The following is a 23,015-nucleotide window of genomic DNA, read 5'->3' as shown; positions in this document are numbered from 1 at the left end:
ATTAGAAAAGTCTATGCCCTTAATCTAACTATCTATCAACGGTCAAATTCATTACATCATTCTTTGGGTAAGCATTTACATAGCCGCCATATACAAATAACCCTAATCCACTGCTCTCCTCTATACCAATAAAGCTTTCATAGTAAAGCCAGCCTTCATAAAGATAGTTTCCTTCAAGTTTTTTATAATAGACTTTATCAGGAGCCATACGTGTCATTGCTCTAACTATTTTTGACCTATAAGCTTTTTCAGCTTTATAACCTGTTGTAAATTCTGTATCTTTTTTAACTTCAGTTTCAGCATTAACATTTACTAAAGGTAATAATGCAAACATTAGTACAATCATTATTATTTTTCTTATTTTATTCATAATCTCTCCTAATTGTGTAGGGCATAGACCTATCTACGAGATAAATATTGACAAAAGATAATAATACGATATATTATTACTATACTAACGTATTAGGATTTGTAAAGGAGGGTTTATGATCCTATCTATTAAAAATTTAGAAAAATCTTATGGCAAAAACAAGGTTTTAAAAAACATTTCTTTTGATTTAGAAAAGCCTACAATCCTAGGCCTGGTAGGTCCAAATGGCGCAGGTAAGTCTACCCTCATAAATTGTATAGGAAACCTTATACCATATAAGGGGAAGATAAATATTTTTGGCATTTCCAATAAAAAGCCTGATGTTTTTCAAAAAATGTCAATCCTTAAAGATAATACGATACTATATCCCTATCTGACTGGTCTTGACCATCTGAAATTTATAAAAGAAAGCCATAAGCTTGATGAAAATAGAATTTCCTATGTGATTGATTTTTTAGATATTGGCTCTTATATCGACAAGAAAGTTGCCTCCTATTCTCTAGGTATGAAACAACACCTCCTCCTTGCCATGGCTATAATGCCGGATGATAACCTTATAATAATGGATGAACCTCTTAATGGCCTAGACCCTACAAGCATCCTAAAAACAAGACATATTATTACAGACCTTCATAAAAATGGTAAGACCCTAATAATATCATCACACTCTCTACTAGAAATAGACCAGGTTACAAATGATATCCTCTTTATAAAAGATGGTGGACTTATTTATGAAAATATTAATGATTTTAAGAAATTAAAAGTATTGTTAGGATTTAAAAATCATGAAAATCTTACAGTCTTTAAAAACATCTTGGAAAGGAATGAAAAATTTAAATTTGAGGAAAATCCTGATAGAAGCATTCTTGAAATAAATATGAATGAAGATAATTATATAGAATTTATGAATATCCTTACAAGATCAAATCTTGAAATAAACAAATTTCAAACAAGTAAGCTGGGTGCTGAGGATAGGTACAAGGAAATTTTTTCCATAATGTAAAAAAGCCCACAGACTATTTTAAAGTTTGTAGGCTAATTTTTTTGAGCTTCTATTTCTATTACTTTTTTGACGCACCCATCATTAGAAGGAATTTCTGATTGATCTTTTTTGGAAATCTCTATATCTGGGATTGTATAGGTTGATTCTTCCATTGACTTTGTTTCCCTAAGGCCTAGTTCATGGGAGAATCTTAGGATGTATTTGGTGTTTGGGAGTTTTACCATGGCTGGTGTTGTCCCTATACCATCTCCTCCTGTCTTTTCCCCTATAATTGTTCCAAGCTTATTATCGCTAAAAAAGTGGGCTGCTATTTGGCCTGATGAATAAACATCTTCATCTATCAAAAGATAGAGCTTGCCATTAAATTTATAGTCATCTCCAAATTCGCCAGTATTTTCAAGACCAGGATTAAAGATGATGTGAGTGTAGTTTTTTCTGATATTCTCCATCATCTTCTTATCTTTCTTAAGAAAAGGAATATTATCTTCCAAATATTTATAATCTGACTCCTTAATTTTCTTTATGGAATCCTTTAATTCCGGATACTGAGGATCATACTTAAAGACCTCTTCTGACCTAAATAGGATATACTCATGGCTATCTTTAAACTCTCTTTTCCCCAAAATCATCGGATACAAATAGCTATCTGTATAAGCAGAATTACCCCCACCATTGCCTCTAAGATCAATAATTAAAGCCTTTTTATTTTTTGATTTTTTTAGGTAAGTTTTTAAAAGGTCTAAGTCTTCCTCAAAATCTGCTGTACCTGGGTCAATCATTGCCCTAATTTTTAAATAGGCTATGTCCTTATTTATGTCTTGGGTAATTAGATTTTTTGTAGCAGCCTTAGATTCTTTAAAAACCTTTTCGAAGTAACGTGAGATTTTTGTCCCAAACAAATAATTTATCAAATCAACATTTACTTCTCCCTTTTCCTCCTTGTTGGATAAGACAAAGGTCGCCTTCATGTCATAAGATTCTTCATTATCTAAGAGATTGGTATGACCATCACCCAAGTCTGCTAAAATCTTATTCATCCTGTCAAAAAACTCCCTATCTGTACTTATATTTTTGATTTCTTTCTTATAGTCATTTCGCCTTTTCAAAAAATCATAGGTCCCATTCCTGTAAAACAGTGCATAGTATTTTTCTAGAGTGTCAAAGGCATAGTCAAAGTCATTTTCAAAGGAGCTCTGGCTTTTGGAATAATATTTAGGGTCAATTTCATAATCAAAATGCTCTTTCCTATCTCTTAAAATAAATGATAGAGAAAGACCAATTATAAGAGCAATTGCAAGTGTTAATATTTTTTTATGTTTTTTCATAATTTAGCCTCAATAGTCTAGGACCTTTAACACTTCTTCAAAAGAAGTCTCACCCTCCATTATTTGGATTAGGCCATTTGTTAGCATTGGTCTGAATTTTTCTTTTTTTAGCTTATCCTTTAGTTCCTTTGATTCTAGGCCGTAGTTTTTGAGGATGTCTTTAAATTCATCATCTATTAGGATTACTTCTTCTACTGCCTGGCGTTCTAGGTAGCCTTTTTTACATTTTGGGCAGCCTACAGGCCTGTAAATTTTTGTATTCTTATCTACCCTTAGGTATTTGCTTACTAGTTCATATTCGAAGTCTGTCATGGTGTCGGCTTTTTTGCAGGTGCATAATTTTCTGACTAGCCTTTGGCTGGCCAGGGCATTTATGGCCGATCTTATGAGAAATTCCTCTACTCCTAGGTCTTTTAGTCTCACTAAGGCTGAGAGGGCATCAGTCGTGTGAGTTGTGCTCACGACTAAATGACCAGTTATGGCCGCCCTTATGGCTATGGCTGCTGTCTCCTTATCTCTTATCTCGCCAATCATTATTATGTCTGGGTCTTGGCGGAGGATAGCCCTTAGGATTTTAGGATAGGTTAAGCCGATTTTTTCCTTTACTGATATTTGATTTATATTTTCTATCTTGTATTCAACTGGGTCTTCAATTGAAACTATGTTTACTTCCTCTGTATTTAGGCTTTCTAAAAGGCTGTAGAGAGAGGTGGATTTTCCTGAACCTGTGGGCCCACTTATTAGGACCATGCCGCTTTTCTTGCTGATTGCCTTTTGCAATTTTTCCTTAGAATTGTCAGAAAAACCTAGAAGCCTTCCCCTATTTTTAAATCTTTCTAAGGAAAGGATTCTTAGGACTAGCTTTTCACCATTGACTGTGGCAAGGGTTGATATCCTAAAATCGATGTTTTCAAAATTATCTAGCTTTAGGGCCCCGTCTTGAGGGAGGCGTTTTTCTGAAATATCCATCTTGGCTTCCACTTTTATTTTCGATATAAGCATCTTGGCATTTGTTTTATTGATCCTCATTATATCAAACAAAATCCCATCTATCCTTAATCTAATCTTGCCATAAGTTTCTTCTTGTTGAATATGGATATCAGATGCATTTTCCCTTATAGCGTGGCTTAATAAATCGTTGATAAAGCCATCTATATCGGATAAAATCTTTCTTTGGTCAAGCATTATACGCTCCAATACTTATCATCCAAGGACCTGTATCTGATGGCTTCTAAGAGGTGCTTTTGAGTAATTTCTGGGCTTGCCTCAAGGTCTGCTATAGTCCTTGCCATCTTAAGGATTTTGTTATAGCTTCTTACCGAAAAATTATATTTGTTAAAGGCTACTTGACCAATTTTTTCAACGTCTGGGCTAAGTTTGATATATTTTTTCATCTGCCTGGTTGAAAGTAGGGCGTTTGTTTTTATTTTTTCGTCCTTGTATCGATCACTTTGAATTTCCCTTGCCCTTACTACCTCACTTTTTAGCTCAGCTGATGTTTTAGACTTAGTATCTCCCCTTAAATCATCGTATTTGACAGGTTTTATCTCTATGTGGATGTCAATCCTATCTAGGATTGGGGAAGAAATTTTATTTAAATATCTTCTAATCTCATTTATGGAGCAAGTGCATTCCTTAAGTGGATTGCCATAATTGCCGCATGGGCATGGGTTCATGGCTGCAATTAGAATAAAATCTGAAGGATATTTGACGCTTGCCTGGGCACGAGCCACGTTTATTTCCTTGTTTTCTAGGGGTTCTCTCAAAGCTTCGATAACATTTTTCTGGTATTCTGGAAACTCATCCAAAAACAAAACTCCCCTATGGGCTAGGGTTATCTCACCAGGCTTTGGAACAGAATGGCCGCCGCCTATGAGGGCTACCTGGCTTGATGAGTGGTGGGGTGCCCTAAAAGGTCTTTCATTTACAAGATGACCGCTATCAAGAAGTCCCATTATAGAATAAATTTTTGTAACCTCCACCCTTTCTTCAAAGCTCATATCTGGAAGAATTGTTGGTAAATGCTTGGCTGAGAAGGTCTTTCCAGATCCCGGAGCTCCTATCATGAGTAGGTTATGGCCTCCAGCAGCTGCTATTTGAAGTGCACGTTTGAGATTTTCCTGGCCCTTAAGGTCCTTAAAATCATAGTCATAGGATACCTTATCTTCAAGAAGGGCTGGATTTATCTTATAAGGGCTTTTACTAATGTCTCCATTTAAAAATCCGACAATTTCTTCTAATTTCATAAAAGGATAGACTTCTATGTCAGATATAATGGCACATTCATCCCTATTTTCGTAAGGAATTATAAATTTATTAAAGCCCTTTTCCCTCATAGAAATGACCATGGCAAGAGCTCCCCTAATTGGCATAATCCTCCCATCTAGAGAAAGTTCTCCAAGAAAGATGAAGTCATCATTTATCCTTTCAATGATGCCCATAGAACTTAGAAGGGAAATGGCAATAGGCAAATCTAGTTGTGTGCCTTCCTTTTTTAAGTCAGCTGGTGATAAATTTATGGTAATCCTACCTGCTGGAAATTTGTAGCCAGAATTTATTAGGGCAACCCTCACCCTATCCTTGGCTTCATTTATCGATGAATCTGGCAAACCAACTATATTAAATTTTGGCAAGCCGCTTGTTATATCGCTTTCAACCTCCACCAGCCTTCCTTCAAGGCCAATTAGTGAAGTTGTATTAGTTTTTGAATACATATTAACCCCCTGTCTTATATAATTATATCATATAATTTAAGACTTTTAATTAAATAAAAAAGCTGAGCTTTCACTCAACTTTTATCTTCTCTTTATCAAGGCCTAAGATATTTAGATACTTCATAAATTCTTCTGGTGGGTCTTGGTTAAATTCTAATTTTTCTCCATTTTTATCTTCAAAGGCAAGGTAGGTGCAGTGAAGAAGTGGGTGGTCTAGGTTAAATTTGTGCTTGAAATTACCATAGACTGGATCTCCTAGGAGGGGATGGTTTATATCTGTCATATGGACCCTTATCTGATGGGTCCTGCCTGTTATTATATGAACCCTAACTAGGGAAAATCTCTCGACCTCACTTAGGACCTCATATTCAGAAATGGCCTTTCTCCCTGAATTTAAAACCGCCATCTTTCTCCTATTTTGGGGGTCTCTGCCCATAAAATTTTCTATCCTGGCTGATTTTTCCCTAAAATTCCCAAAGACTATTGCCAGATATTCTTTTCTGACCTTCCTAGTTTCAAAAAGATTTTTAAGGTAGCGGTAGGAGTCGTTATTTTTGGCAATTACCATAAGACCAGTCGTATCCTTATCAAGTCTATGGACAATGCCTGGCCTATCTTCGCCACCAATGTGGGAGAGATTGTCATAACCATACTTAAAAAGCAAGGCATTTACAAGGGTTCCAGTCACAATTGATCCTGCCGGATGGACTATGAGATTTTTTTGCTTGTTAATGACTGCTAAGTCATCATTTTCATAGACCACATCTAGGGGGATGTCTTCTGCTATTAATTCAGGTACTTCAAATAGGCTATCGTCGATAAAGATTTCATCGCCCTCTTTTAGCTTGAAAGATGGTTTTATTTGATTTTCATTTACTAGTATAAGCTTATCCTTGATAAAGTCTTTTATCTTCTCCCTTGGTATTTCATCAAGTTCGTCGGATATATACTTATCTACTCTTATCGTATCATCTGCAATTAATATCATGTTTATTTCTTTTCTATAGGATTTTTTTGGCTTTTTCTACCATTTCTTCTGAGTTTTTGATATTAGCCAATAGCTTTGACCTAATATCAAGACTTGCCCTTGGAGATTTTTCTAGAAGAGTCTTTGCAGCTTCTAGGCTCCTGTTGTTGTTATAAAAGGCTAGGGCAAGGCTGGTATTTATTTGTCTTAAATCTTTTTTATCTGTATAAATAAGTCTAATTAGGTTAAGGGTCCTATCATCCTTACTTTCTATTTTATTTTTTGTAAGCTTGGCGAGGCAATCACTTGCTCTTATTACTAGATATTCTGATTTCTTATTTGATTTTTCTAAATTTTCTCTAATATTATCAACAGAATTTGTCTTTAATAAAAGGCTTGCTGCATCATAACTTATCTGATTTTTATAAATTGCATAGGCTAGTTTCTTCTCTGTCGTATCCATCCTAGAAATCTCTGCTCTTTCTTTTTGCTCCTTAAGAAGAGTCATCTTCTTATCATAATTAACGAAGGCCTCTGTTATTTCTAAACCTAAGTTATTTATGAGCTTTATTTGCATATCACGACCAAGATTTGCCCTATCTTCTGTCAAAAGGCTTATTATAAAGCTAGACTTTCCAGTATTTATAAGGGCTAGGTCATTTTCAATATTTTTTAGCTCGCCTGTTTTGTTTAGGCAATATAAGCTTGGATTTATATCTTTTAAAAGCTTGACTCTTTTTGATGATGAATCTTCCATTGATTTTATCATATCTTTAGATATTTCATCATTTGACTTATAAATTTCAATGAGTCCCTTAGTTAGGTCCTTAGAGTTTGTTATATTTTCATCTCCTTGGCCAAGCATTAGCCTATTAAGCCTAGTTTTATCTGACAAAGTATATTTAAAAATCGCTCTATTTATCCTATCAAAACCTAATTTTTCTATGAGGCGGTTTGTTGCATCATTATCTGAATTTCTTAAGGCTAGGTCAAGGTCTTCTTTTATATCATCAGTATAAGAAAAATCTCCATCATATATGGCATCTCTCATGGCAAGACCTATGAAAATTTTTATAGTCGATGCTGATGGAAGATAAGGCGTATCAGCATTTGACATCCTTATATCAACATCACTTTCTCCACCGATTGATTTTATATTTATGTCATAAGTAAGCTTTCCATCAATGTTTTTATATATTGCATCGTAAATGTCATTTTTTAAAGTATTTTCATCTGCAAAGGCCCTTGTCCCAAAACTTATAAAAAGTCCCAGTATTAGTAGACTTAGTTTTAAAATCTTTTTCATATATTCTCCTTATTACTAATCTTATCACATTATGCTTATCAAAGTCTAGATAGTGAAAATAATTAGGAAGCCCTTATTAGTCTTTGGAGAATAAAAATATAATTTTTCTTCACTCATTAGATCTAGGTCCATATAATAAATATCGTAATTTTGCCTAAATTTCTCAAGGTCATTGAGGATATGGTGGTCAGGATTTTCTCTTTTTATAAGGTCAGTGAGATTTTCATAGCGTTTTTCAAAAAATTCATTAACTTCCTTAAAATCTTTTATATCATCTGCATCTTTTAGGCTAAAGGAATATACATCCTCCCTATCATTTCCAAAGCCACGCTCACTATAATATTCTAACTTATAAGAAGACAACCTATCTCCTATTTCTTTTAGGTCTTTAAGCTGAGAATTTTCCCTAAGTATATTTAAAGCTAGGTTGAAAATCGCAATTAGACCAATGATGCTTATAAATATTATTATAAAAATTTTAAGTGATTTTTTCATTGCCTAGCCCTTCTTTTAAGATAACTTTATCGTAAATAAGCAAAAAAACAATCCACCCCTGAGGAATGGATTGTAATAAAGTTAAACATTTATCTCTTATTTAGTTTTTTTATAAGCAAGACCTGCACCGATTAGTCCAATTAGGGCCATTGATGAGCCGATTAGACCTGTCTTTGGGTTTTTAGCAGAAGACTTGTTTTCTTTTTTAGAATTTTTATCTTCCTTTTTATTATCTTTTGCCTCTACTTCTTCTATCTTAAAGATTTTGCCAAATTGGGCTGGATAAGAAGTTAGGATTACATCATCTGTCGTGATTTTATAGACTTTTCCTACTTTTAATTCGCTTTTGCCAAATTCTTTTTTAGGGACTAAATACTTATCTTCCTTATTTGATTTTCTAGCTACTGTGACTCCTTCCTCATCGATTTTTTCTATTACAAAGGTGTCTGTAAGCATAGTTTCTTTAGCTTTTTCTTTTTTCTCTTCCTTTTTTTGTTTTTCTTTTACTTCTTCAACCTTATATACAGCTGCAAATTGAGCTGGATTTGATGTTAGGATTTCTTCAGATGTTTCTATCTTGTAAGTTTTGCCTACTTCTGGATTTACTTTTCCAAAATCTTTTTTATTTAGATTGTATTTGTCTTCTTTGTTTCCTTTTTCATAGACTGTTACAAAGTCTCCATTTATTTTTTCTACTACATATTCTTTGGTCATTTTTTTAGCTTGTTCTTTTTCAACTATTGAATAGATTTTACCAAATTGGGCTGGATTAGAAGTCATAACTACATCGTTAGTTGTAATTGTAAAGACTTTGCCTTTTTCAAGCTTCATGTCCTTAAATTCTTTTTTAGGAACATTGTAGACATTTGCTTCATTTCCTAGTTCATAAAGATCTACACCTTCTTCGTGAATTTCTTTTACTACATAATCTTTTACAATTTTTTCTTCTTCAGATTTCACTTCTTTTATTTGATGTATTTTAATAAATTTTGCAGGGTCAGAGGCTGTTAGAATATCATCGGCTGTTATTTCAACTTCTTTACCTTCTACAAGGTCAATATTTTTGAATTCACTCTTAGGAACATTATATAAATCATCTGGATTAGATTTTTTATATAAGTCTACCCCTTCTGCATTTATTTTTTTAATTACATAAGTGTCAGTTATTACGTGGCTTTCTTTACCTTCTATGACCCTATATACTTTTGCAAATTTTGCAGGATCAGATTCTAGAATTTCCCAAGATGTGTAAAGGGTAAATACTTTTCCTTCCTTAAGGTCCATTCCCTTAAAATAAGATTTTGGCACATTGTAGACTTCTGCTTCGTTATTAACTGCTGCAAGGTCAACACCTTCCTCATAAATCTTTTTAATCTTATATTCTGCTACTTTTGGATTTGTAATTGAGTCTTCTGCTTCGATTTCATTTACTTTTTGATTTTGGATTTGTTCGCTAGCGAAAGCAGTGTTAATTAACATAGCTGAGATTGCTAGGGCTAGTAATAATTTAGATTTTTTCATGACACCCTCCTTAAAATATATTGGTATCTTTCTTAATTATATAATACCCAATAGGGTGTTAAATTTGTGTTAATTTTGTAGAAATTTTGAAAGTTTTTTTTAAGTTGTATACTAATATAAGAAGAAAATAGCAAAGGAGATTTAAATGAAATTTATTTCATGGAATATAGATTCACTAAATGCAGCCCTTACAAGCGATTCAGCTAGGGCTGTAATGAGCCGTTTAGTATTAGATACTATCGTCAAGGAAGATGCGGATATAATCGCCATTCAAGAGACTAAACTTCCTCACGGAGGCCCTAGCAAGAAACATAAGGAAAAACTTGCCGAATATTTCCCTGATTATGATTATGTTTGGCTATCAAGCCAGGAAGGCGCTCGCAAATCCTATGCAGGTACCATGACCCTTTATAAAAAAGGACTAAAGCCTGAGGTAGACTTTCCTGTAATCGGGGCCCCATCTACTATGGATTTAGAAGGTAGGATTATTACTTTAGAGTTTGAAAATTATTACTTCACCCATGTCTATACACCAAATGCGGGTGGTGAGCTTGCAAGACTATCTGAAAGACAAGAATGGGACAAGCTTTATGCAGATTATCTATCTAGTCTTGACAAAAATAAACCAGTAATTGCCTGTGGCGACTACAATGTGGCCCACGAGGAAATTGACCTAGCCCACCCAGAAAACAACCACATGTCAGCTGGTTTTACAGACGAGGAGAGGGAAGGCTTTACTAACCTCTTAGCAAAGGGCTTTACAGACACCTTTAGGCACATCCACGGCAATGTCGAAGGCAAGTACACCTGGTGGGCCCAAAGGGTAAAGACAAGTAAAATCAACAACTCAGGCTGGAGGATTGATTATTTCCTAGTTTCTGATAGAATAAAGGATTTAATCACAGATTCTGATATGATTAACTCAGGTGATAGGCAAGACCACACACCTATTGTTCTAGAAATCAACATATAAGAAAAAACCTTGAAGCATCCATTTTAAAATGGCCTTCAAGGTTTATTTTTATACTCTTAACTTCTTATCATTCATATATACTTCGTCGATTATTGCAGATCCCAAACACACTTCCCCGTCATAGAAAACTGCAGCTTGGCCTGGTGTAACTGCCTTGGTTTCATCATAGGTCACCTCTACCTTGCCATCTCCAAGAACTTTTACATGAGCCTTGATATCTGCTTGTCTGTACCTAAATTTAGCAGTACAGTCAAATTCTTTTGGACATTCTTTATCAGAAATCGTAGAAAATTCTGAAGCTAAAAGCTTATTTGAAAATAAGAGAGGATTTTTCTTGCCTTGGCAAACTAAAAGTTCGTTTTTCTCTAAATCCTTGCCATAAACAAACCAAGCTTCACCTTCTCCACCTATACCAAGTCCACGTCTTTGGCCTATGGTGTGATACATAAGGCCATCGTGTTTACCCAAAACCTTACCCTTGGTATCAACAATATTTCCTGGTTGAGCTGGCAAATAATGGGATAAAAATTCATTAAAGTCTCTTTCACCTATAAAGCAAATACCTGTCGAATCCTTTTTATTAGCTGTAGCAAGGCCTGCTCTTTGAGCTATTTCTCTAACCTCAGATTTTTGCAAATCTCCTACAGGAAATAAAACATCCTTTATCTGTTCTTGGGAAAGTTGGCTTAGAAAATAGGTTTGGTCCTTATTAGAATCTAGACCCCTAAGCATCTTAGTTTCTCCGCTTGACCTATCAACTCTGGCATAATGTCCTGTAGCTAGGTAGTCAGCTCCTAGATTTTTGGCAAAGTCCAAAAAGGCCTTAAATTTAATTTCCTTATTGCACATGATATCAGGGTTTGGAGTCCTACCCTTCTTGTATTCTTCCAGAAAATAGGAAAATACCCTATCATAGTATTCTTTTTCAAAATTTATTGAGTAGTAGGGAATACCGATTTGATTGCAAACAGCTACCGCATCTTCAAAGTCTTCTTCGGCAGTACAAAAGCCATTCTCATCGGTATCATCCCAGTTTTTCATAAAGATTCCTGTCACATCATATCCCTTTTCCTTTAAAAGAAGGGCTGCAACAGAAGAATCCACCCCACCTGAGATACCTACTATTACCTTTATATCTTTTTTATCTGTCATCTCAAAGCTCCTAACACTTCTATGAGTTTGTCTATATCTTCTCTAGAATTTTCAAAACCCAGGCTTATCCTAAGGGATTTTTTCGCCCTTTCTGGCCCATAAATTCTTTCAACAACCTTTGAAGGAATCACAGCACCAGCCCTGCAAGCAGAACCTGCAGAAACCCCTATACCATGCATATCCAAATAGGTAAGGAGAAAATCTGCCCTGTAGTCCTTAAAATAAATATTTATAATATGATCGACATCTTTTTCTGGATTGCCATTTATTTCAAAAGCCAATCCAGTTTTACCAAGACTTTCTATCAAATATTTCTTTAATTCTCTTATCATTTCCCTTTCTTCAACCATATAAGGGAAAGACTTGGCCATGGAATAAGCCCCCATTACAAAGGAAGTGCCAGCCCTGCGGTATTTTTCCTGCTCGCCGCCTTTTATAAAAGAAGGGATACTTTCTCTTGCAAAAAGCACTCCAAAACCATTTATCCCACCAATCTTATGGCCAGAAAGAGATAAAAAATCAATGTTCATATCATTAACATCTATATCAAGGTGGCCATAGGCTTGAACGCAATCTACATGAAAATACACATCCCTATCTTTTAAAAATTCTCCAATTTCCTTGATAGGAAAAATCAAACCAGTTTCGTTATTAACCATCATTATTGATACAAGCTTAACCTCATCAGTAAGCTTTTCCTTAAGCTGATCAAGGATGTTGGTATCTTCACCGATCTTCAAGAGGATGGTTTTTTCTGGATTATAAGTATTTTCTATAGAGTCATGCTCTATATTTGTTGTAATGATTTTCTTATCAGCAAAGGCTGATAAAACTGTATTATTTGACTCACTTGCCCCTGATGTGAAAATAATTTGAGATGGATTTGCATTTATACTTTTTGCAATTTTCCCTCTTGATTCTTCCAAAATCTTCTTAGCCTCTCTGCCAAAGCTGTGGCTTGAATCAGGGTTGCCGTCAAACTTATCAGCATTTTCTAATATTTTTTCTAAAATTTTCTTTCTTTTAATGCTAGTTGCAGCATAGTCAAAATATATCTTCTTCATTCTCTCAATATACTTTTATAAAGCTTGATATCAAGATTTTAAGACAAATGAAAACCGCCCTAAGGCGGCATTTTCTACTTTGATTTTTCATAAATTTCTTACAAAAAATATTTACTGATTTTAAAATATCCAAGCCTGAGCCTGGATATTTTGCTTATTCTTCGATTTTAATTTTCATTGATGCCTTAAAAGTTTGGCCAGATTTAAGGATAAATGGGTCACCGCCCTTGATGAAAGACTTGCCATTGTAGCAAGGTTCTACACATCTATAATCTTCTAGGAAATCTGTCCAGATGGCAAATTTGTGGAAATTATCGCTTGTGATTTTTATATTAAAATTTTCTGCCCTGAATTTTACTTCACTAGCATCCAAAAAGTAAGTATCTTCTAGGTTAAAGTCGCCAAAATCTAGGCCCTCTACTTTAAAGCTTTCTCCTGCTTTAAAATATGGGTGAAAGCCTGGTGCTACTGGCTGGTCTTTGTCAGAATTATTTACCATCTTTATTTCTGCAAATAAATAGTCATCTCCCAATGCATACTTTATAAAGGAATCTACTCCTTCATAGCCACACCTTCCTGCAAGATATAACTCAATTGTATCTTCACCTATTTCCTTAATTTCCCACTCGCAATCTCTTCCGTAGCCATGATCTTTAAGGTCGTTTATCTCGCTTGGACCAAAGGATGGAAGGCATGGATGACTGCCACCTCTTGTTTTATTTTTGCCATTAATTTCCCTTTGAAATTTTGGGTAAAATACATCTTTCTCATCATAGGTGAATTTTTCTATGTAGGCCCCATTTGTGTTTACTTGTAAATATATTTTTTTATTTTTTAATTCTTTTTCCATAAAATCTCCTTTATTTTATTTTTACCCAATTTTTATAAAACCATGACAAGCGTGCCTATGGTGATAAAAATTGTCCCAATTATAGCCTTTTTGCTGGCTACTTCTCCTAAAAATAAAAAGGCAAATATTATGGTAAAGACAACACTTAACTTATCAATCGGTACAACCTTTGATACATCTCCTAGTTGGATTGCCTTATAGAAGGCTAGCCAGGAAATGCCTGTAGCAAGACCTGAAAGAATCAAAAATATGAGGGATTTTTTGGATATTTGACTTAGGTCATGCTGGCCACCTACAACAAAAACCATTATCCAGGAAAATACTAGGACTACGCAGGTCCTTATGGCTGTGGCTAGGTTTGAATTAATATCTCCTATGCCAACCTTGGCGAGGATTGATGTGAGAGCAGCAAATATTGCTGATATTAAAGCGTAAAAATATGCCATTTTTTCTCCTTATAGAAAAACTCTCCCAGCTAGGGAGAGGCTTTTAGTCTTCAAATTCGTCAGCTAGGATATTTTTAAGTACTTCCGCTTCTTCAGCACTTAGAGTTATACCCTTGCTCATTCTTGTGTGATCTTCATTCCAATCTCTGATATCGTATTTTGGATCTCTTTCATTCCAGCTTACTAGGTTAAGCTCCTTGGTCCAACCCTTAGCATTTGTCGATAATACTCCGATATTTTCTACTATATCATATTTAATTGCCATAATTAACCTCTCAATCTTTTGTTTACTTCTTTTTGTATTATATTATAGTCGTAGCCTGCATAAGTCAAGCGTCTTTCTCTTTCCTTACCATAGGACCAATAGCCATCCATAATTTCTTGGACAAGCTTATCCATATCCTTATATGATCTGCCTTTGATTATTAATGGATAATCTCTGTATAGGATATTTTTATCAATGTTACCATTGTAGCCATTTACCCTGCCTGTGTGGGCATATTGCCATACATCAAAGTCTGTATCTGTATAGCCTGTATAATTTTTCGCCTTATAATCAGCTATCCAAAATTCATTATTATTTCTAACTTCTCTTGTTAGGTGGTTTTTGGCAAAGTGTGGATAGGAATAAATTCCTGCAAGATATCCTTTGGCTTTCATTGTATTTATAAAAGCATCTGCTGCCCTTGATAAGTTTTCCCTGCCTGCCTTGGCCTGCCTTAGATTATCTTCTATATCTATATAGATTGGAAGAGATACATTTTTGCCTTTAACAAAATCTAGGACGAAGTTGGCTTCTTTTCTAGCTTCTTCTTCGTTTGTAGCCCTTGAATAGTGATAAAATCCAATTGGAACTCCCCTTCTGTTAAGATTATCATAATGGGTATCCACGGTGAAATCTTTTCTAAGATAATAGGTCTTTTCCTTAGTTTTTTCATCTTCCTTAAAGGTTGTTATTGATGAACGGAGGATGGCTCCCTCTATGTCTTTGGCAAACTTATCGTAATTTATAGCACTTGGCTTTTGGTGCTCTGAAATATCTACTACATTTGAGTAAACTGCTGTCTTTGGATAAAGAACTGGAGCTTTTTCTTCTTTGACTTCTTTAATTGCTTCTTTAGTCTCTTTTGTAAGATTTTGCCTGCCCTGATCATTATTTTTGGCTATTTCTGCTTGACGTCTTGCTGAAATTTTATTTGTATCAACCTTTATTCCATTTTCTACTAAGACCTTATCCAAATTGCTATTATCGTAATAAACTATTTCATCTGCAAAAGCAATACTTGGTCCAGCTAAAAGGAGGGCCAGGCCTAGGCCTAATATTTTTCTAATTTTCATTTTATATCTCCAATACATCATCCAGATTTATATGGCAATAGCCAGCTGGGTTTTTCTTTAAATAGTCTTGGTGGTATTCTTCAGCCCTGATATAATTATTTAGGACCTTAACTTCCACCATAATTTTCTCTTTTTCTTTTTCTTGCTTAATATTTAAAAAGTTTCTTGCTGCCTTTAAAATTGCTTCAGACCTAGAATAAATTCCAGTCCTATATTGGCTTCCAACATCATTGCCCTGTTTGTTAAGGCTAGTTGGGTCAATTATATAGTAAAAATGTTCAAATATTTCATTTAAACTTATAATTTCTTCATCAAAAGTGACTTTGACTGTTTCTGCAAAACCAGTAACTTTTAACTCTTCATAGGTTGTTGTGGCAGTTTTACCATTGGCATAGCCTACTTCTGTCTTAATTACTCCAACAAGATTTGAAAAGTAGGCTTCAACTCCCCAAAAGCACCCACCTGCTAAATATACTTCTATCATTTTTTTCTCCCTAATAATATGCTTAAAAAATCTGTTCTCCTGTGGCTTCTTTCCTTATAAGTCCTTAAAGATAAGGAAAATGATGATGACAATAAGACTCCAAAGGCAATGGCTGCTGCTATACCAAGGGCCTTATAAAGTGAAATTATAGCCATAGGTGTCTCATTTGCTATAAAATATCTCATAGTATTGTAAATTGCTTCTCCTGGGCAAAGATTTATTATGCCAGGGAAGATAAATATGCTGGCTGGATAATGAAAAATTCTTGCCAAAACTTCTGAACTTATGGCTATAAATAAGGCTGACATAAAAGAAGCTATATAGACAGATTCGCTAAATTGCTCAACAAGCCTAAATATCACCCAGCCAAAGCCCGCATTAAGTCCTGAAACTAAGACTGACTTTTTTGGCGAATTAAACACATATGAAAATCCAAAGGCAGATATAGTTGAAATTATAAATTCTTTTATATATAACATCTTAACTCCAAAGCTTCATAATAGTAATCGGTGTACCTACGCCCATGGCAAGGGCTGTTGAAATTAAAATTGCAATAACCGCTCCAGTTAGACCAGAGGTTGAATCCCCACTCATCAAGTCTCTCATGGAATTTGTAAGCATTATTCCAGGAACAAAGGCCATCATTGAAGAAATTATAACCTTAGATGACTCAATCCCTCCAATAAAGTTAAGGGCAAGGATAGTTACCAGTGAAACCATTACTCCGTAGAGGTAATTAACAACAAAATATCCCAAGCTATTTTCTTCAAGAAAATGAGCAAAATAGTAGGATAAGCTTCCTACAATAAAGGAAATTAGCATCTCTTTTATACCACCCTTTAAAAGGAGTGAATAAGCAGCAGCTGCAATTCCTGCACCGACAATCTTAAAAATTAGGGGTTTATCTGGTGATTCCTTAATGTTTTTAAGCTCCCTTAGGGCATTTTCAAGGCTCATCTCTCCCCTACAGAAGGACCTGGAAAAGCTATTGACCTTATCTATATAATAAAGGTTATTTGACCTAGCTTTGACCCTCCTAACATTGGTATGGACTTCATTTTTGTAAGAAAAGCTTAGGATTATAACATTGGTAGTTGAGTAAACATCCACATCCTTAGTATTTTTCTTACTTCTTATAATTCTTTCAATTGTATCTTCTACCCTATAAACTTCAGCACCATTTTCAAGCATGATGGCACCAGCATCGCTGGCTATTTCTGATAATAGGACAGCTGATTCTTCATTTCTTATCTGATCATGCATAATTTTTCCTATAGGTAAGTATTCTTATACTTTTTGATATTATCTTCACTCAAAAACTCATAGGCTGCATTTACCTCTTGGAATTTCTCCTTAGCTCCTGGCTCTTTATTTAGATCAGGATGGTATTTTTTTGCAAGCTTTCTATAATTAAGCTTAACCTGGTAAATGTCTGTATTTAAAGGTAGGTCTAAGGTTTGACAAGATTTTTCGTATTTTTCCTTAAAACCTAGGTCATTTACTCCATAATTCTGATATCCACCTTGATATCCGCCTTGGTTTTGATAGTTACCAAAGCCAGAAAAATCTCCTTGGCCAAAATCTCTTGTTTCATAGTAGGTGAAGTTACCGAATATATCTTCAAAGTAATCATTCATCCTCTCTTGGCGTGCCCTAGCCTCTTCTTCGGCAGCTCTTTGTCTTTCCTTTTGCCTATCATTTATATATTTTTCTGAATAATCACCAAGAGAGTCAAATCCTTGCTTTTCTCCTGTAATTAGGGAGTTGGCTCTGTCATACATCCATTCAGTTAGGACATAGTTGCCATATCTTAAAAATGATATAAAACTTGGTCCAAGAACTGGTATTATCATGATTACAAAAATTGCCATCCACACCTTTGATGGTAAAAATAAGAGCAAGGTTGGCAAAAATATAAAAGTTGAACAACCCAGCATAAATACGACTGCAAGGAGAGATCTGATGCCCTCAAAGGTCATTACTAAAATATTCATAAAATTTATAAGGACTGTAAAAATAGTCCCGATTAATGTTGCAAGTCCGTGAAGGAACTTTCCAAAAAATTTCTTCATAAGTCACCCTTTCTCCCTTTATTATACATCTTAAAGGATTTTTACCAATAAAAAGACGGAAGCTTCCTTCCGCCAATTTTATCCAAATAAGTCTGTGTTATTGGAATTATATAGATTATAATAGACGCCTTTTTTCTCTAAAAGATTCTTGTGGTTTCCTCTTTCAACTATGCCATCATAAGTTAAAACTAGGATTTCATCAGCATTAATTATGGTTGATAACCTGTGGGCTATGGTGAGGGTTGTCCTACCCTTAGATAATTTTTCAAGGGAAGCTTGTACAATTGCCTCGCTCTTATTATCTAGAGCACTTGTAGCCTCATCTAGGATTAAGATTGGTGGATTTTTCAAAAATACCCTGGCAATTGATATCCTTTGTTTCTGACCGCCGGATAATTTCACTCCACGTTCTCCTATATAGGTATCAAGGCCATCTGGCAAATCTTTTATAAATTCATCTGCCCCAGCAAGTCTAGCAGCCTCTATTATTTCAGCCTCAGTAGCATCATCCTTACCATAGGCGATATTTTCCCTAACTGTGCCTGAAAATAGGTAGACATCTTGTTGGACGATTCCTATATTATTTCTAAGTGACTCAATTGATAGGTCCTTAATATCAGTATTGTCGATTTTTATAGACCCCTTATCAACATCATAAAATCTTGGGATTAATTTTGAGATAGTTGTCTTTCCAGCTCCTGATGGGCCTACTAGGGCTATGTTTTCGCCGACATTTATCTTAAATGACATATCTTCTAATACATAAGGGTCCTCATCTGGCGTGTTTGGATATTTGAAGTAGACATTTTCAAATTCAATCTTACCCTTCACATCATCAAGATTTTCTGGATTTTCCTTATCAAATATATCCTTATCTAGGCTCATTACTTCTACAAATCTTTCTATTCCTGTAGTTCCTGCTTCAAAGGTGTCGGTGAAGTTAATTAGCCTTTCAATTGTTGCAATTAGCATGTTTAGATACATGGTAAAAGCTATTAAATCTCCAGGACTTATCTCTCCACTTACTACAAAGTAGCCACCAAAACTTATCAAAAGTAGATACATAATTCCTGAAAAAGAATCCTTGACCATGAAAAATCTAGCCATAGCATAGTATCTATCAGATTTTATATCGGCAAATTTGGAATTTTCCTTGGCAAATTTACCCTTTTCGACTCCTTCGTTGGCAAAAGACTTTACTACGCTTATGCCAAGCAAAGTATCCTCTACTCCTGCATTGATTGCCCCTATTTGACGTTTGGTCTCAAATGTAGCCTGTCTAAATTTTTCCCTGGACCTTCTTGACATGATATACATGATTGGAATCATCAAATATATTATTAAAGATAGCTTGATATCAATATTTATCAATACTATAAAGGATATAATTAGTTTGATTGCCCCGACTAAGAATTCTTCTGGGACGTGGTGGGAAAATTCTGTTATTTCAAACAAATCTGAGGTAAGTCTAGTCATTAGCTGACCGACCTTTGATTCGTTGAAAAATTCTGTATCCATCTCTAGGAGGTGGTTAAAAATGTCCCTTCTCATGTCCTTTTCGATGAAGGCTCCCATTATGTGGCCCCTTGATTGCATGAAGTATCTGGCTATTACTGATATTGACTTAGTTATGGCATATATTATAGCAACCTTTACTATCCTTGGCCCATCCAAAATCCCAATTTGTGCCCAATCTGTAAGGTAGGATAATAAAATTGGAAGGATTAGCTCTGATAGGGTTGTAAGGCTTGCCGCTATTAAATCTTGTATAAGTACCTTTTTATATGGCTTATAATATGGTATGAAGCGTTTCAAAAGGTATTTGGTTGTGTATTTTCTCTTTTGCTTTTCCATAAAACTCCCTTCTTTTATTATTAACAATAGCTTTATAATACTATATTTTATAAATATATCACCTCAAATTGCTTTTTACAGGCTCATTGCTTAATCCTTGTCAAAATAGTATATTATCAGTAAAGAAAAGCTTATATCTACTAGCTTTTAATTTCAATTTGAGGAGGAATAATGGCAAGAATTATTGAAAAGACAAATTTGAATGCTAACACTATCAAATTTGTTGTTAAAGCCCCAGAGATTGCAAGAAAAGCTCTCCCAGGCCAATTTATTATCCTAAGGCTTGATGAAAAGGGCGAAAGAGTGCCTTTTACCATATCATCAACTGACGAAGAAAACGTAACTATCATTGTACAAATTATCGGTGGTACAACTATGAGGATGGATAATCTTAAGGCTGGCGATGGATTTTTAGACTTTGTAGGACCACTTGGTGTGCCAACAGACCTAGATTCCCTTAAGGGCAAAAATGTATGCGTTGTGGGCGGAGGACTTGGTACAGCTATAGCCTATCCACAAGCTAAATACCTTCACGAGGTCGGAGCTAATGTCGATGTAATAATGGGTTTTAAAAATAAGGACATAATCATACTAGAAGACGAGCTAAAGGCTTGTTCTGATAATTTATACATAACAACAGACGATGGATCTTATGGCAGACAAGGTTTTGTAACCCAAGTGCTCGAAGATCTTATAAATGAAGGCAAAAAATACGACCACGTCCTAACCATTGGCCCTGCTATTATGATGAAAAATGTTGTAGCTGTTACAAGACCACACGATATTCCTACAACAGTTTCAATGAACTCTATAATGGTAGATGGAACTGGCATGTGTGGCTGTTGCAGGCTAACTGTAGGCGGAGAAATGAAATTTGCCTGCGTAGATGGACCTGACTTTGACGGATTTTTAGTAGACTTTGATGAAGCTATGAATAGAGCCAGAAACTATGCTACAGAAGAAAGAGAACACATCTGCAACCTGACTGGGGAGGTAAGAAATGGCCAAATTTAATATGAGTCAAGAAAAAGTCAAAATGCCAGAACAAGACCCAAATGTTCGTAACAAAAACTTTGAAGAAGTAGCCCAAGGTTATACTCTTGAAATGGCTCAAGAAGAAGCCATGCGCTGTGTTCAATGCAAGAACAAACCTTGTATGGATGGCTGTCCAGTTTCTGTAAAGATTCCAGAATTTATCCACCTCATCACAGAAGGAGATATAGAGGCAGCCTACCAAAAAATTTCTGAAACCAACAACCTCCCAGCTATCTGCGGTAGGGTCTGCCCTCAAGAAAACCAATGCGAGGGAGTATGTACTAGAGGCAAAAAAGGCGAACCTGTTGCAATCGGTAGGCTTGAAAGATTTGTCGCAGACTATCACAATAATTTAAAATATAAAAAACCAGTAGAAGTCTATGCTAACAAGGAAAAGGTAGCTGTTGTAGGTGCTGGACCTTCTGGCCTAACTGCTGCAGCAGACCTTGCCAAACTTGGCTACAAGGTAACCCTCTTTGATGCCTTCCACACAGCTGGAGGAGTATTGATGTATGGTATACCAGAATTTAGACTTCCTAAAAATCTTGTAAATACAGAACTTAAAAACGTAATTGGCCTAGGTGTTAAGCTTAGGACAAATGTCATAGTCGGTAGAACCCTCTCCCTTGATGACCTAAAGGAAAAGGGCTATGAAGCAATTTATATCTCGACAGGTGCAGGTCTTCCTTCATTTTTAGGCATTCCAGGAGAAAATTACAATGGAGTCTACTCAGCAAATGAATTTCTAACCCGTATGAACCTCATGAAGGCCTACAAGTTCCCAGAATACGACACACCAGTCCATGTAGGCAAAAAAGTCTGTGTAGTAGGTGGTGGAAACGTGGCAATGGATGCTGCAAGATCAGCCAAAAGACTTGGGGCAGATGTGACAGTAGTATATCGTAGAAGCTTTGAAGAAATGCCAGCAAGGGCTGAAGAAAGCCATCACGCCATTGAAGAAGGCATCAACTTCATGAACCTCCACAATCCAGTAGAAATTATGGGCGAAAATGGTTGGGTAAAGGCTGTTAAGGTAGAAAAAATGGTCCTAGGTGAGCCAGATGCATCAGGTAGACGTAGACCACTTCCAACTGGAGAATATGAAGAAGTCCCATTTGAATCAGTGATAATTTCAATTGGCCAATCTCCAAACCCACTTATCAAACACACCAACCCAGACATAGAAACAGAATCTTGGGGCGGAATCATAATTGATGATACAACCATGACCACAAAAGACGGGGTCTTTGCAGGTGGTGATGCTGTAAGCGGCGCAGCTACAGTAATCCTTGCCATGGGAGCAGGTAAAAAAGCTGCAGCTAATATTGACAAATATATAAGAAATAAAAATGATTAAACATTAGAGCTAGCTTTAGCTGGCTCTTTTTGCTTATAATTTATACTTTAGGGTATAATTTAATTAAAGAAAAAAGAAAGGATTTATCAATGAAAATAGGATTATTAGTAGGATCACTTAGACAATTTCATGGAATAAAAAACTTGCCAAGGAAGTAGCAGAACTGCTTGATGTTGAAACATATAAGATCGACCTAAGCGAGACACCTTTTTATAACCAAGACCTAGACATGGGCGAAATTCACCCAGCCTACATCAAACTTAGAGAAGATGTCAAAAAATGTGATGCCTTTATCTTTATCACACCAGAATACAACAGATCCCTTGCCCCAGTTTTAAAAAATGCAATCGATATAGCATCTCGTGGACCAGAAGGTAATCTTTGGGCAGGAAAACCTGCTACAGTATTTAGCTCAACCATAGGTACAATGGGCGGTGTATCAAGTAACCTTGCCCTAAAGCAATCTTTCACCTGTGTAGACCTCATAGCCATGAGTAAACCAGAAGTATACCTAGCTAAGATTAACGAATTATTTGATAAAGACGGCAAACTAATCGAAGAAACTAGACCATTTGTAAAGAGCGCATGCGATGCTTTCGTAGACTTTGCTAAAAAATTTATAGACTAATAAAATTAAACATCTGAAAAGGCAAGGACTAAAATCCTCGCCTTTTTAATTGGAATAATCC

24 protein-coding genes are annotated in these 23,015 nt (G+C 35.4%); 5 read left to right on the top strand and 19 right to left on the bottom strand.

Going from position 1 to position 23,015, the window contains the following annotated elements; translation table 11 throughout:
- Positions 1 to 28 precede the first annotated feature (28 nt).
- Positions 29 to 370 (bottom strand): hypothetical protein, encoded by a 342-nt coding sequence (locus C8269_RS00470; protein WP_106459931.1) that lies wholly within the window; start codon positions 368 to 370, stop codon positions 29 to 31.
- Positions 371 to 485: 115 nt separating this feature from the next.
- Between C8269_RS00470 and C8269_RS00465 the strand changes: the two genes are divergently transcribed.
- Positions 486 to 1,373, top strand: coding sequence for an ABC transporter ATP-binding protein (locus tag C8269_RS00465; protein ID WP_106459930.1), 888 nt, complete (start codon positions 486 to 488; stop codon positions 1,371 to 1,373).
- A 32-nt stretch (positions 1,374 to 1,405) separates the two neighbouring features.
- Here C8269_RS00465 and C8269_RS00460 read toward each other — a convergent pair whose 3' ends face one another.
- The 7 genes from C8269_RS00460 to C8269_RS00430 all read right to left on the bottom strand — a co-directional run bounded on the left by C8269_RS00460 (position 1,406) and on the right by C8269_RS00430 (position 9,701).
- On the bottom strand, positions 1,406 to 2,698 hold the full coding sequence (locus C8269_RS00460; protein ID WP_106459929.1) for a S41 family peptidase: 1,293 nt from the start codon (positions 2,696 to 2,698) through the stop codon (positions 1,406 to 1,408).
- A 9-nt stretch (positions 2,699 to 2,707) separates the two neighbouring features.
- Positions 2,708 to 3,883: a GspE/PulE family protein gene (locus tag C8269_RS00455; RefSeq protein WP_106459928.1), complete on the bottom strand. Its 1,176-nt coding sequence runs from the start codon at positions 3,881 to 3,883 to the stop codon at positions 2,708 to 2,710.
- A complete protein-coding gene (locus C8269_RS00450; RefSeq protein WP_106459927.1) occupies positions 3,883 to 5,412 on the bottom strand; it encodes a YifB family Mg chelatase-like AAA ATPase in 1,530 nt (509 codons plus the stop codon). Before C8269_RS00450 ends, C8269_RS00455 begins: the two co-directional genes overlap by 1 nt.
- 70 nt (positions 5,413 to 5,482) lie before the next feature.
- Positions 5,483 to 6,400, bottom strand: a complete 918-nt coding sequence (locus C8269_RS00445; RefSeq protein ID WP_106459926.1) for an RluA family pseudouridine synthase — start codon at positions 6,398 to 6,400, stop codon at positions 5,483 to 5,485.
- Between the two features lie 13 nt (positions 6,401 to 6,413).
- Positions 6,414 to 7,685 (bottom strand): serine hydrolase, encoded by a 1,272-nt coding sequence (locus tag C8269_RS00440; RefSeq protein ID WP_106459925.1) that lies wholly within the window; start codon positions 7,683 to 7,685, stop codon positions 6,414 to 6,416.
- 45 nt (positions 7,686 to 7,730) lie between these two features.
- Positions 7,731 to 8,180 carry a hypothetical protein gene (locus tag C8269_RS00435; protein ID WP_106459924.1) on the bottom strand — a complete coding sequence of 150 codons (450 nt, stop codon included), beginning with the start codon at positions 8,178 to 8,180 and terminating at the stop codon, positions 7,731 to 7,733.
- Between the two features lie 96 nt (positions 8,181 to 8,276).
- Positions 8,277 to 9,701, bottom strand: coding sequence for a hypothetical protein (locus C8269_RS00430; RefSeq protein ID WP_106459923.1), 1,425 nt, complete (start codon positions 9,699 to 9,701; stop codon positions 8,277 to 8,279).
- A 145-nt stretch (positions 9,702 to 9,846) separates the two neighbouring features.
- Here C8269_RS00430 and C8269_RS00425 point away from each other — a divergent pair, with 145 nt between their 5' ends.
- Complete coding sequence (locus C8269_RS00425; RefSeq protein WP_106459922.1) at positions 9,847 to 10,674, top strand: exodeoxyribonuclease III; 828 nt, start codon at positions 9,847 to 9,849, stop codon at positions 10,672 to 10,674.
- Between the two features lie 48 nt (positions 10,675 to 10,722).
- Here the strand turns inward: C8269_RS00425 and mnmA are convergent, their stop codons facing one another.
- The 11 genes from mnmA to C8269_RS00370 form a co-directional block, all read right to left on the bottom strand.
- The gene (gene mnmA, locus C8269_RS00420) at positions 10,723 to 11,826 is read right to left on the bottom strand and encodes a tRNA 2-thiouridine(34) synthase MnmA (protein WP_106459921.1); all 1,104 of its coding nucleotides are present in this window, start codon (positions 11,824 to 11,826) and stop codon (positions 10,723 to 10,725) included.
- Positions 11,823 to 12,890: a cysteine desulfurase family protein gene (locus C8269_RS00415; RefSeq protein ID WP_106459920.1), complete on the bottom strand. Its 1,068-nt coding sequence runs from the start codon at positions 12,888 to 12,890 to the stop codon at positions 11,823 to 11,825. The genes mnmA and C8269_RS00415 overlap by 4 nt, the downstream gene beginning before the upstream one ends.
- Before the next feature lie 154 nt (positions 12,891 to 13,044).
- Positions 13,045 to 13,740, bottom strand: a complete 696-nt coding sequence (locus tag C8269_RS00410) for an aldose epimerase family protein (RefSeq protein WP_106459919.1) — start codon at positions 13,738 to 13,740, stop codon at positions 13,045 to 13,047.
- 32 nt (positions 13,741 to 13,772) lie between these two features.
- Positions 13,773 to 14,186: an EamA family transporter gene (locus tag C8269_RS00405; protein ID WP_106459918.1), complete on the bottom strand. Its 414-nt coding sequence runs from the start codon at positions 14,184 to 14,186 to the stop codon at positions 13,773 to 13,775.
- Positions 14,187 to 14,229: 43 nt separating this feature from the next.
- A complete protein-coding gene (locus tag C8269_RS00400; protein ID WP_106459917.1) occupies positions 14,230 to 14,451 on the bottom strand; it encodes a YdbC family protein in 222 nt (73 codons plus the stop codon).
- Positions 14,452 to 14,453: 2 nt separating this feature from the next.
- Complete coding sequence (locus C8269_RS00395; RefSeq protein WP_106459916.1) at positions 14,454 to 15,524, bottom strand: GH25 family lysozyme; 1,071 nt, start codon at positions 15,522 to 15,524, stop codon at positions 14,454 to 14,456.
- A 1-nt stretch (position 15,525) separates the two neighbouring features.
- Positions 15,526 to 16,008 carry a peptide-methionine (S)-S-oxide reductase MsrA gene (gene msrA / locus C8269_RS00390; RefSeq protein ID WP_106459915.1) on the bottom strand — a complete coding sequence of 161 codons (483 nt, stop codon included), beginning with the start codon at positions 16,006 to 16,008 and terminating at the stop codon, positions 15,526 to 15,528.
- Positions 16,005 to 16,487 (bottom strand): threonine/serine exporter family protein, encoded by a 483-nt coding sequence (locus tag C8269_RS00385; protein WP_106459914.1) that lies wholly within the window; start codon positions 16,485 to 16,487, stop codon positions 16,005 to 16,007. The genes msrA and C8269_RS00385 overlap by 4 nt, the downstream gene beginning before the upstream one ends.
- Before the next feature lies 1 nt (position 16,488).
- Positions 16,489 to 17,271 (bottom strand): threonine/serine ThrE exporter family protein, encoded by a 783-nt coding sequence (locus tag C8269_RS00380; protein ID WP_106459913.1) that lies wholly within the window; start codon positions 17,269 to 17,271, stop codon positions 16,489 to 16,491.
- A gap of 8 nt (positions 17,272 to 17,279) precedes the next feature.
- On the bottom strand, positions 17,280 to 18,080 hold the full coding sequence (locus C8269_RS00375; RefSeq protein WP_106459912.1) for a J domain-containing protein: 801 nt from the start codon (positions 18,078 to 18,080) through the stop codon (positions 17,280 to 17,282).
- A gap of 78 nt (positions 18,081 to 18,158) precedes the next feature.
- Positions 18,159 to 19,934 (bottom strand): ABC transporter ATP-binding protein, encoded by a 1,776-nt coding sequence (locus C8269_RS00370; RefSeq protein WP_106459911.1) that lies wholly within the window; start codon positions 19,932 to 19,934, stop codon positions 18,159 to 18,161.
- A 171-nt stretch (positions 19,935 to 20,105) separates the two neighbouring features.
- On the opposite strand from C8269_RS00370, the gene C8269_RS00365 reads away from it, so the two are divergent.
- The 3 genes from C8269_RS00365 (at position 20,106) to C8269_RS00355 (ending at position 22,954) form a co-directional block, all read left to right on the top strand.
- Positions 20,106 to 20,948: a sulfide/dihydroorotate dehydrogenase-like FAD/NAD-binding protein gene (locus C8269_RS00365; RefSeq protein ID WP_106459910.1), complete on the top strand. Its 843-nt coding sequence runs from the start codon at positions 20,106 to 20,108 to the stop codon at positions 20,946 to 20,948.
- Positions 20,935 to 22,326 (top strand): NADPH-dependent glutamate synthase, encoded by a 1,392-nt coding sequence (gene gltA / locus C8269_RS00360; RefSeq protein WP_106459909.1) that lies wholly within the window; start codon positions 20,935 to 20,937, stop codon positions 22,324 to 22,326. The genes C8269_RS00365 and gltA overlap by 14 nt, the downstream gene beginning before the upstream one ends.
- Positions 22,327 to 22,450: 124 nt before the next feature.
- Positions 22,451 to 22,954 (top strand): NADPH-dependent FMN reductase, encoded by a 504-nt coding sequence (locus tag C8269_RS00355; protein WP_325034691.1) that lies wholly within the window; start codon positions 22,451 to 22,453, stop codon positions 22,952 to 22,954.
- The last annotated feature ends 61 nt before the right edge of the window (positions 22,955 to 23,015 follow it).

It is taken from the genome of Anaerococcus sp. Marseille-P3915, from assembly GCF_900258475.1.
Lineage (GTDB): Bacteria > Bacillota > Clostridia > Tissierellales > Peptoniphilaceae > Anaerococcus > Anaerococcus kampingae.
Note: the sequence above shows the minus strand (reverse complement) of the source record. Positions and strands in the feature narration are given on the sequence as shown.

Coding starts and splice junctions, on each gene's coding strand:
- C8269_RS00370 (WP_106459911.1), bottom strand. CDS start 19,934: ATGGAAAAGCAAAAGAGAAAATACACAACCAAATACCTTTTGAAACGC.
- C8269_RS00440 (WP_106459925.1), bottom strand. CDS start 7,685: ATGAAAAAGATTTTAAAACTAAGTCTACTAATACTGGGACTTTTTATA.
- C8269_RS00405 (WP_106459918.1), bottom strand. CDS start 14,186: ATGGCATATTTTTACGCTTTAATATCAGCAATATTTGCTGCTCTCACA.
- C8269_RS00365 (WP_106459910.1), top strand. CDS start 20,106: ATGGCAAGAATTATTGAAAAGACAAATTTGAATGCTAACACTATCAAA.
- C8269_RS00445 (WP_106459926.1), bottom strand. CDS start 6,400: ATGATATTAATTGCAGATGATACGATAAGAGTAGATAAGTATATATCC.
- C8269_RS00435 (WP_106459924.1), bottom strand. CDS start 8,180: ATGAAAAAATCACTTAAAATTTTTATAATAATATTTATAAGCATCATT.
- C8269_RS00395 (WP_106459916.1), bottom strand. CDS start 15,524: ATGAAAATTAGAAAAATATTAGGCCTAGGCCTGGCCCTCCTTTTAGCT.
- gltA (WP_106459909.1), top strand. CDS start 20,935: ATGGCCAAATTTAATATGAGTCAAGAAAAAGTCAAAATGCCAGAACAA.
- C8269_RS00465 (WP_106459930.1), top strand. CDS start 486: ATGATCCTATCTATTAAAAATTTAGAAAAATCTTATGGCAAAAACAAG.
- msrA (WP_106459915.1), bottom strand. CDS start 16,008: ATGATAGAAGTATATTTAGCAGGTGGGTGCTTTTGGGGAGTTGAAGCC.
- C8269_RS00415 (WP_106459920.1), bottom strand. CDS start 12,890: ATGAAGAAGATATATTTTGACTATGCTGCAACTAGCATTAAAAGAAAG.
- C8269_RS00385 (WP_106459914.1), bottom strand. CDS start 16,487: ATGTTATATATAAAAGAATTTATAATTTCAACTATATCTGCCTTTGGA.
- C8269_RS00400 (WP_106459917.1), bottom strand. CDS start 14,451: ATGGCAATTAAATATGATATAGTAGAAAATATCGGAGTATTATCGACA.
- C8269_RS00425 (WP_106459922.1), top strand. CDS start 9,847: ATGAAATTTATTTCATGGAATATAGATTCACTAAATGCAGCCCTTACA.
- C8269_RS00455 (WP_106459928.1), bottom strand. CDS start 3,883: ATGCTTGACCAAAGAAAGATTTTATCCGATATAGATGGCTTTATCAAC.
- C8269_RS00450 (WP_106459927.1), bottom strand. CDS start 5,412: ATGTATTCAAAAACTAATACAACTTCACTAATTGGCCTTGAAGGAAGG.
- C8269_RS00460 (WP_106459929.1), bottom strand. CDS start 2,698: ATGAAAAAACATAAAAAAATATTAACACTTGCAATTGCTCTTATAATT.
- mnmA (WP_106459921.1), bottom strand. CDS start 11,826: ATGACAGATAAAAAAGATATAAAGGTAATAGTAGGTATCTCAGGTGGG.
- C8269_RS00380 (WP_106459913.1), bottom strand. CDS start 17,271: ATGCATGATCAGATAAGAAATGAAGAATCAGCTGTCCTATTATCAGAA.
- C8269_RS00430 (WP_106459923.1), bottom strand. CDS start 9,701: ATGAAAAAATCTAAATTATTACTAGCCCTAGCAATCTCAGCTATGTTA.
- C8269_RS00470 (WP_106459931.1), bottom strand. CDS start 370: ATGAATAAAATAAGAAAAATAATAATGATTGTACTAATGTTTGCATTA.
- C8269_RS00410 (WP_106459919.1), bottom strand. CDS start 13,740: ATGGAAAAAGAATTAAAAAATAAAAAAATATATTTACAAGTAAACACA.
- C8269_RS00375 (WP_106459912.1), bottom strand. CDS start 18,080: ATGAAGAAATTTTTTGGAAAGTTCCTTCACGGACTTGCAACATTAATC.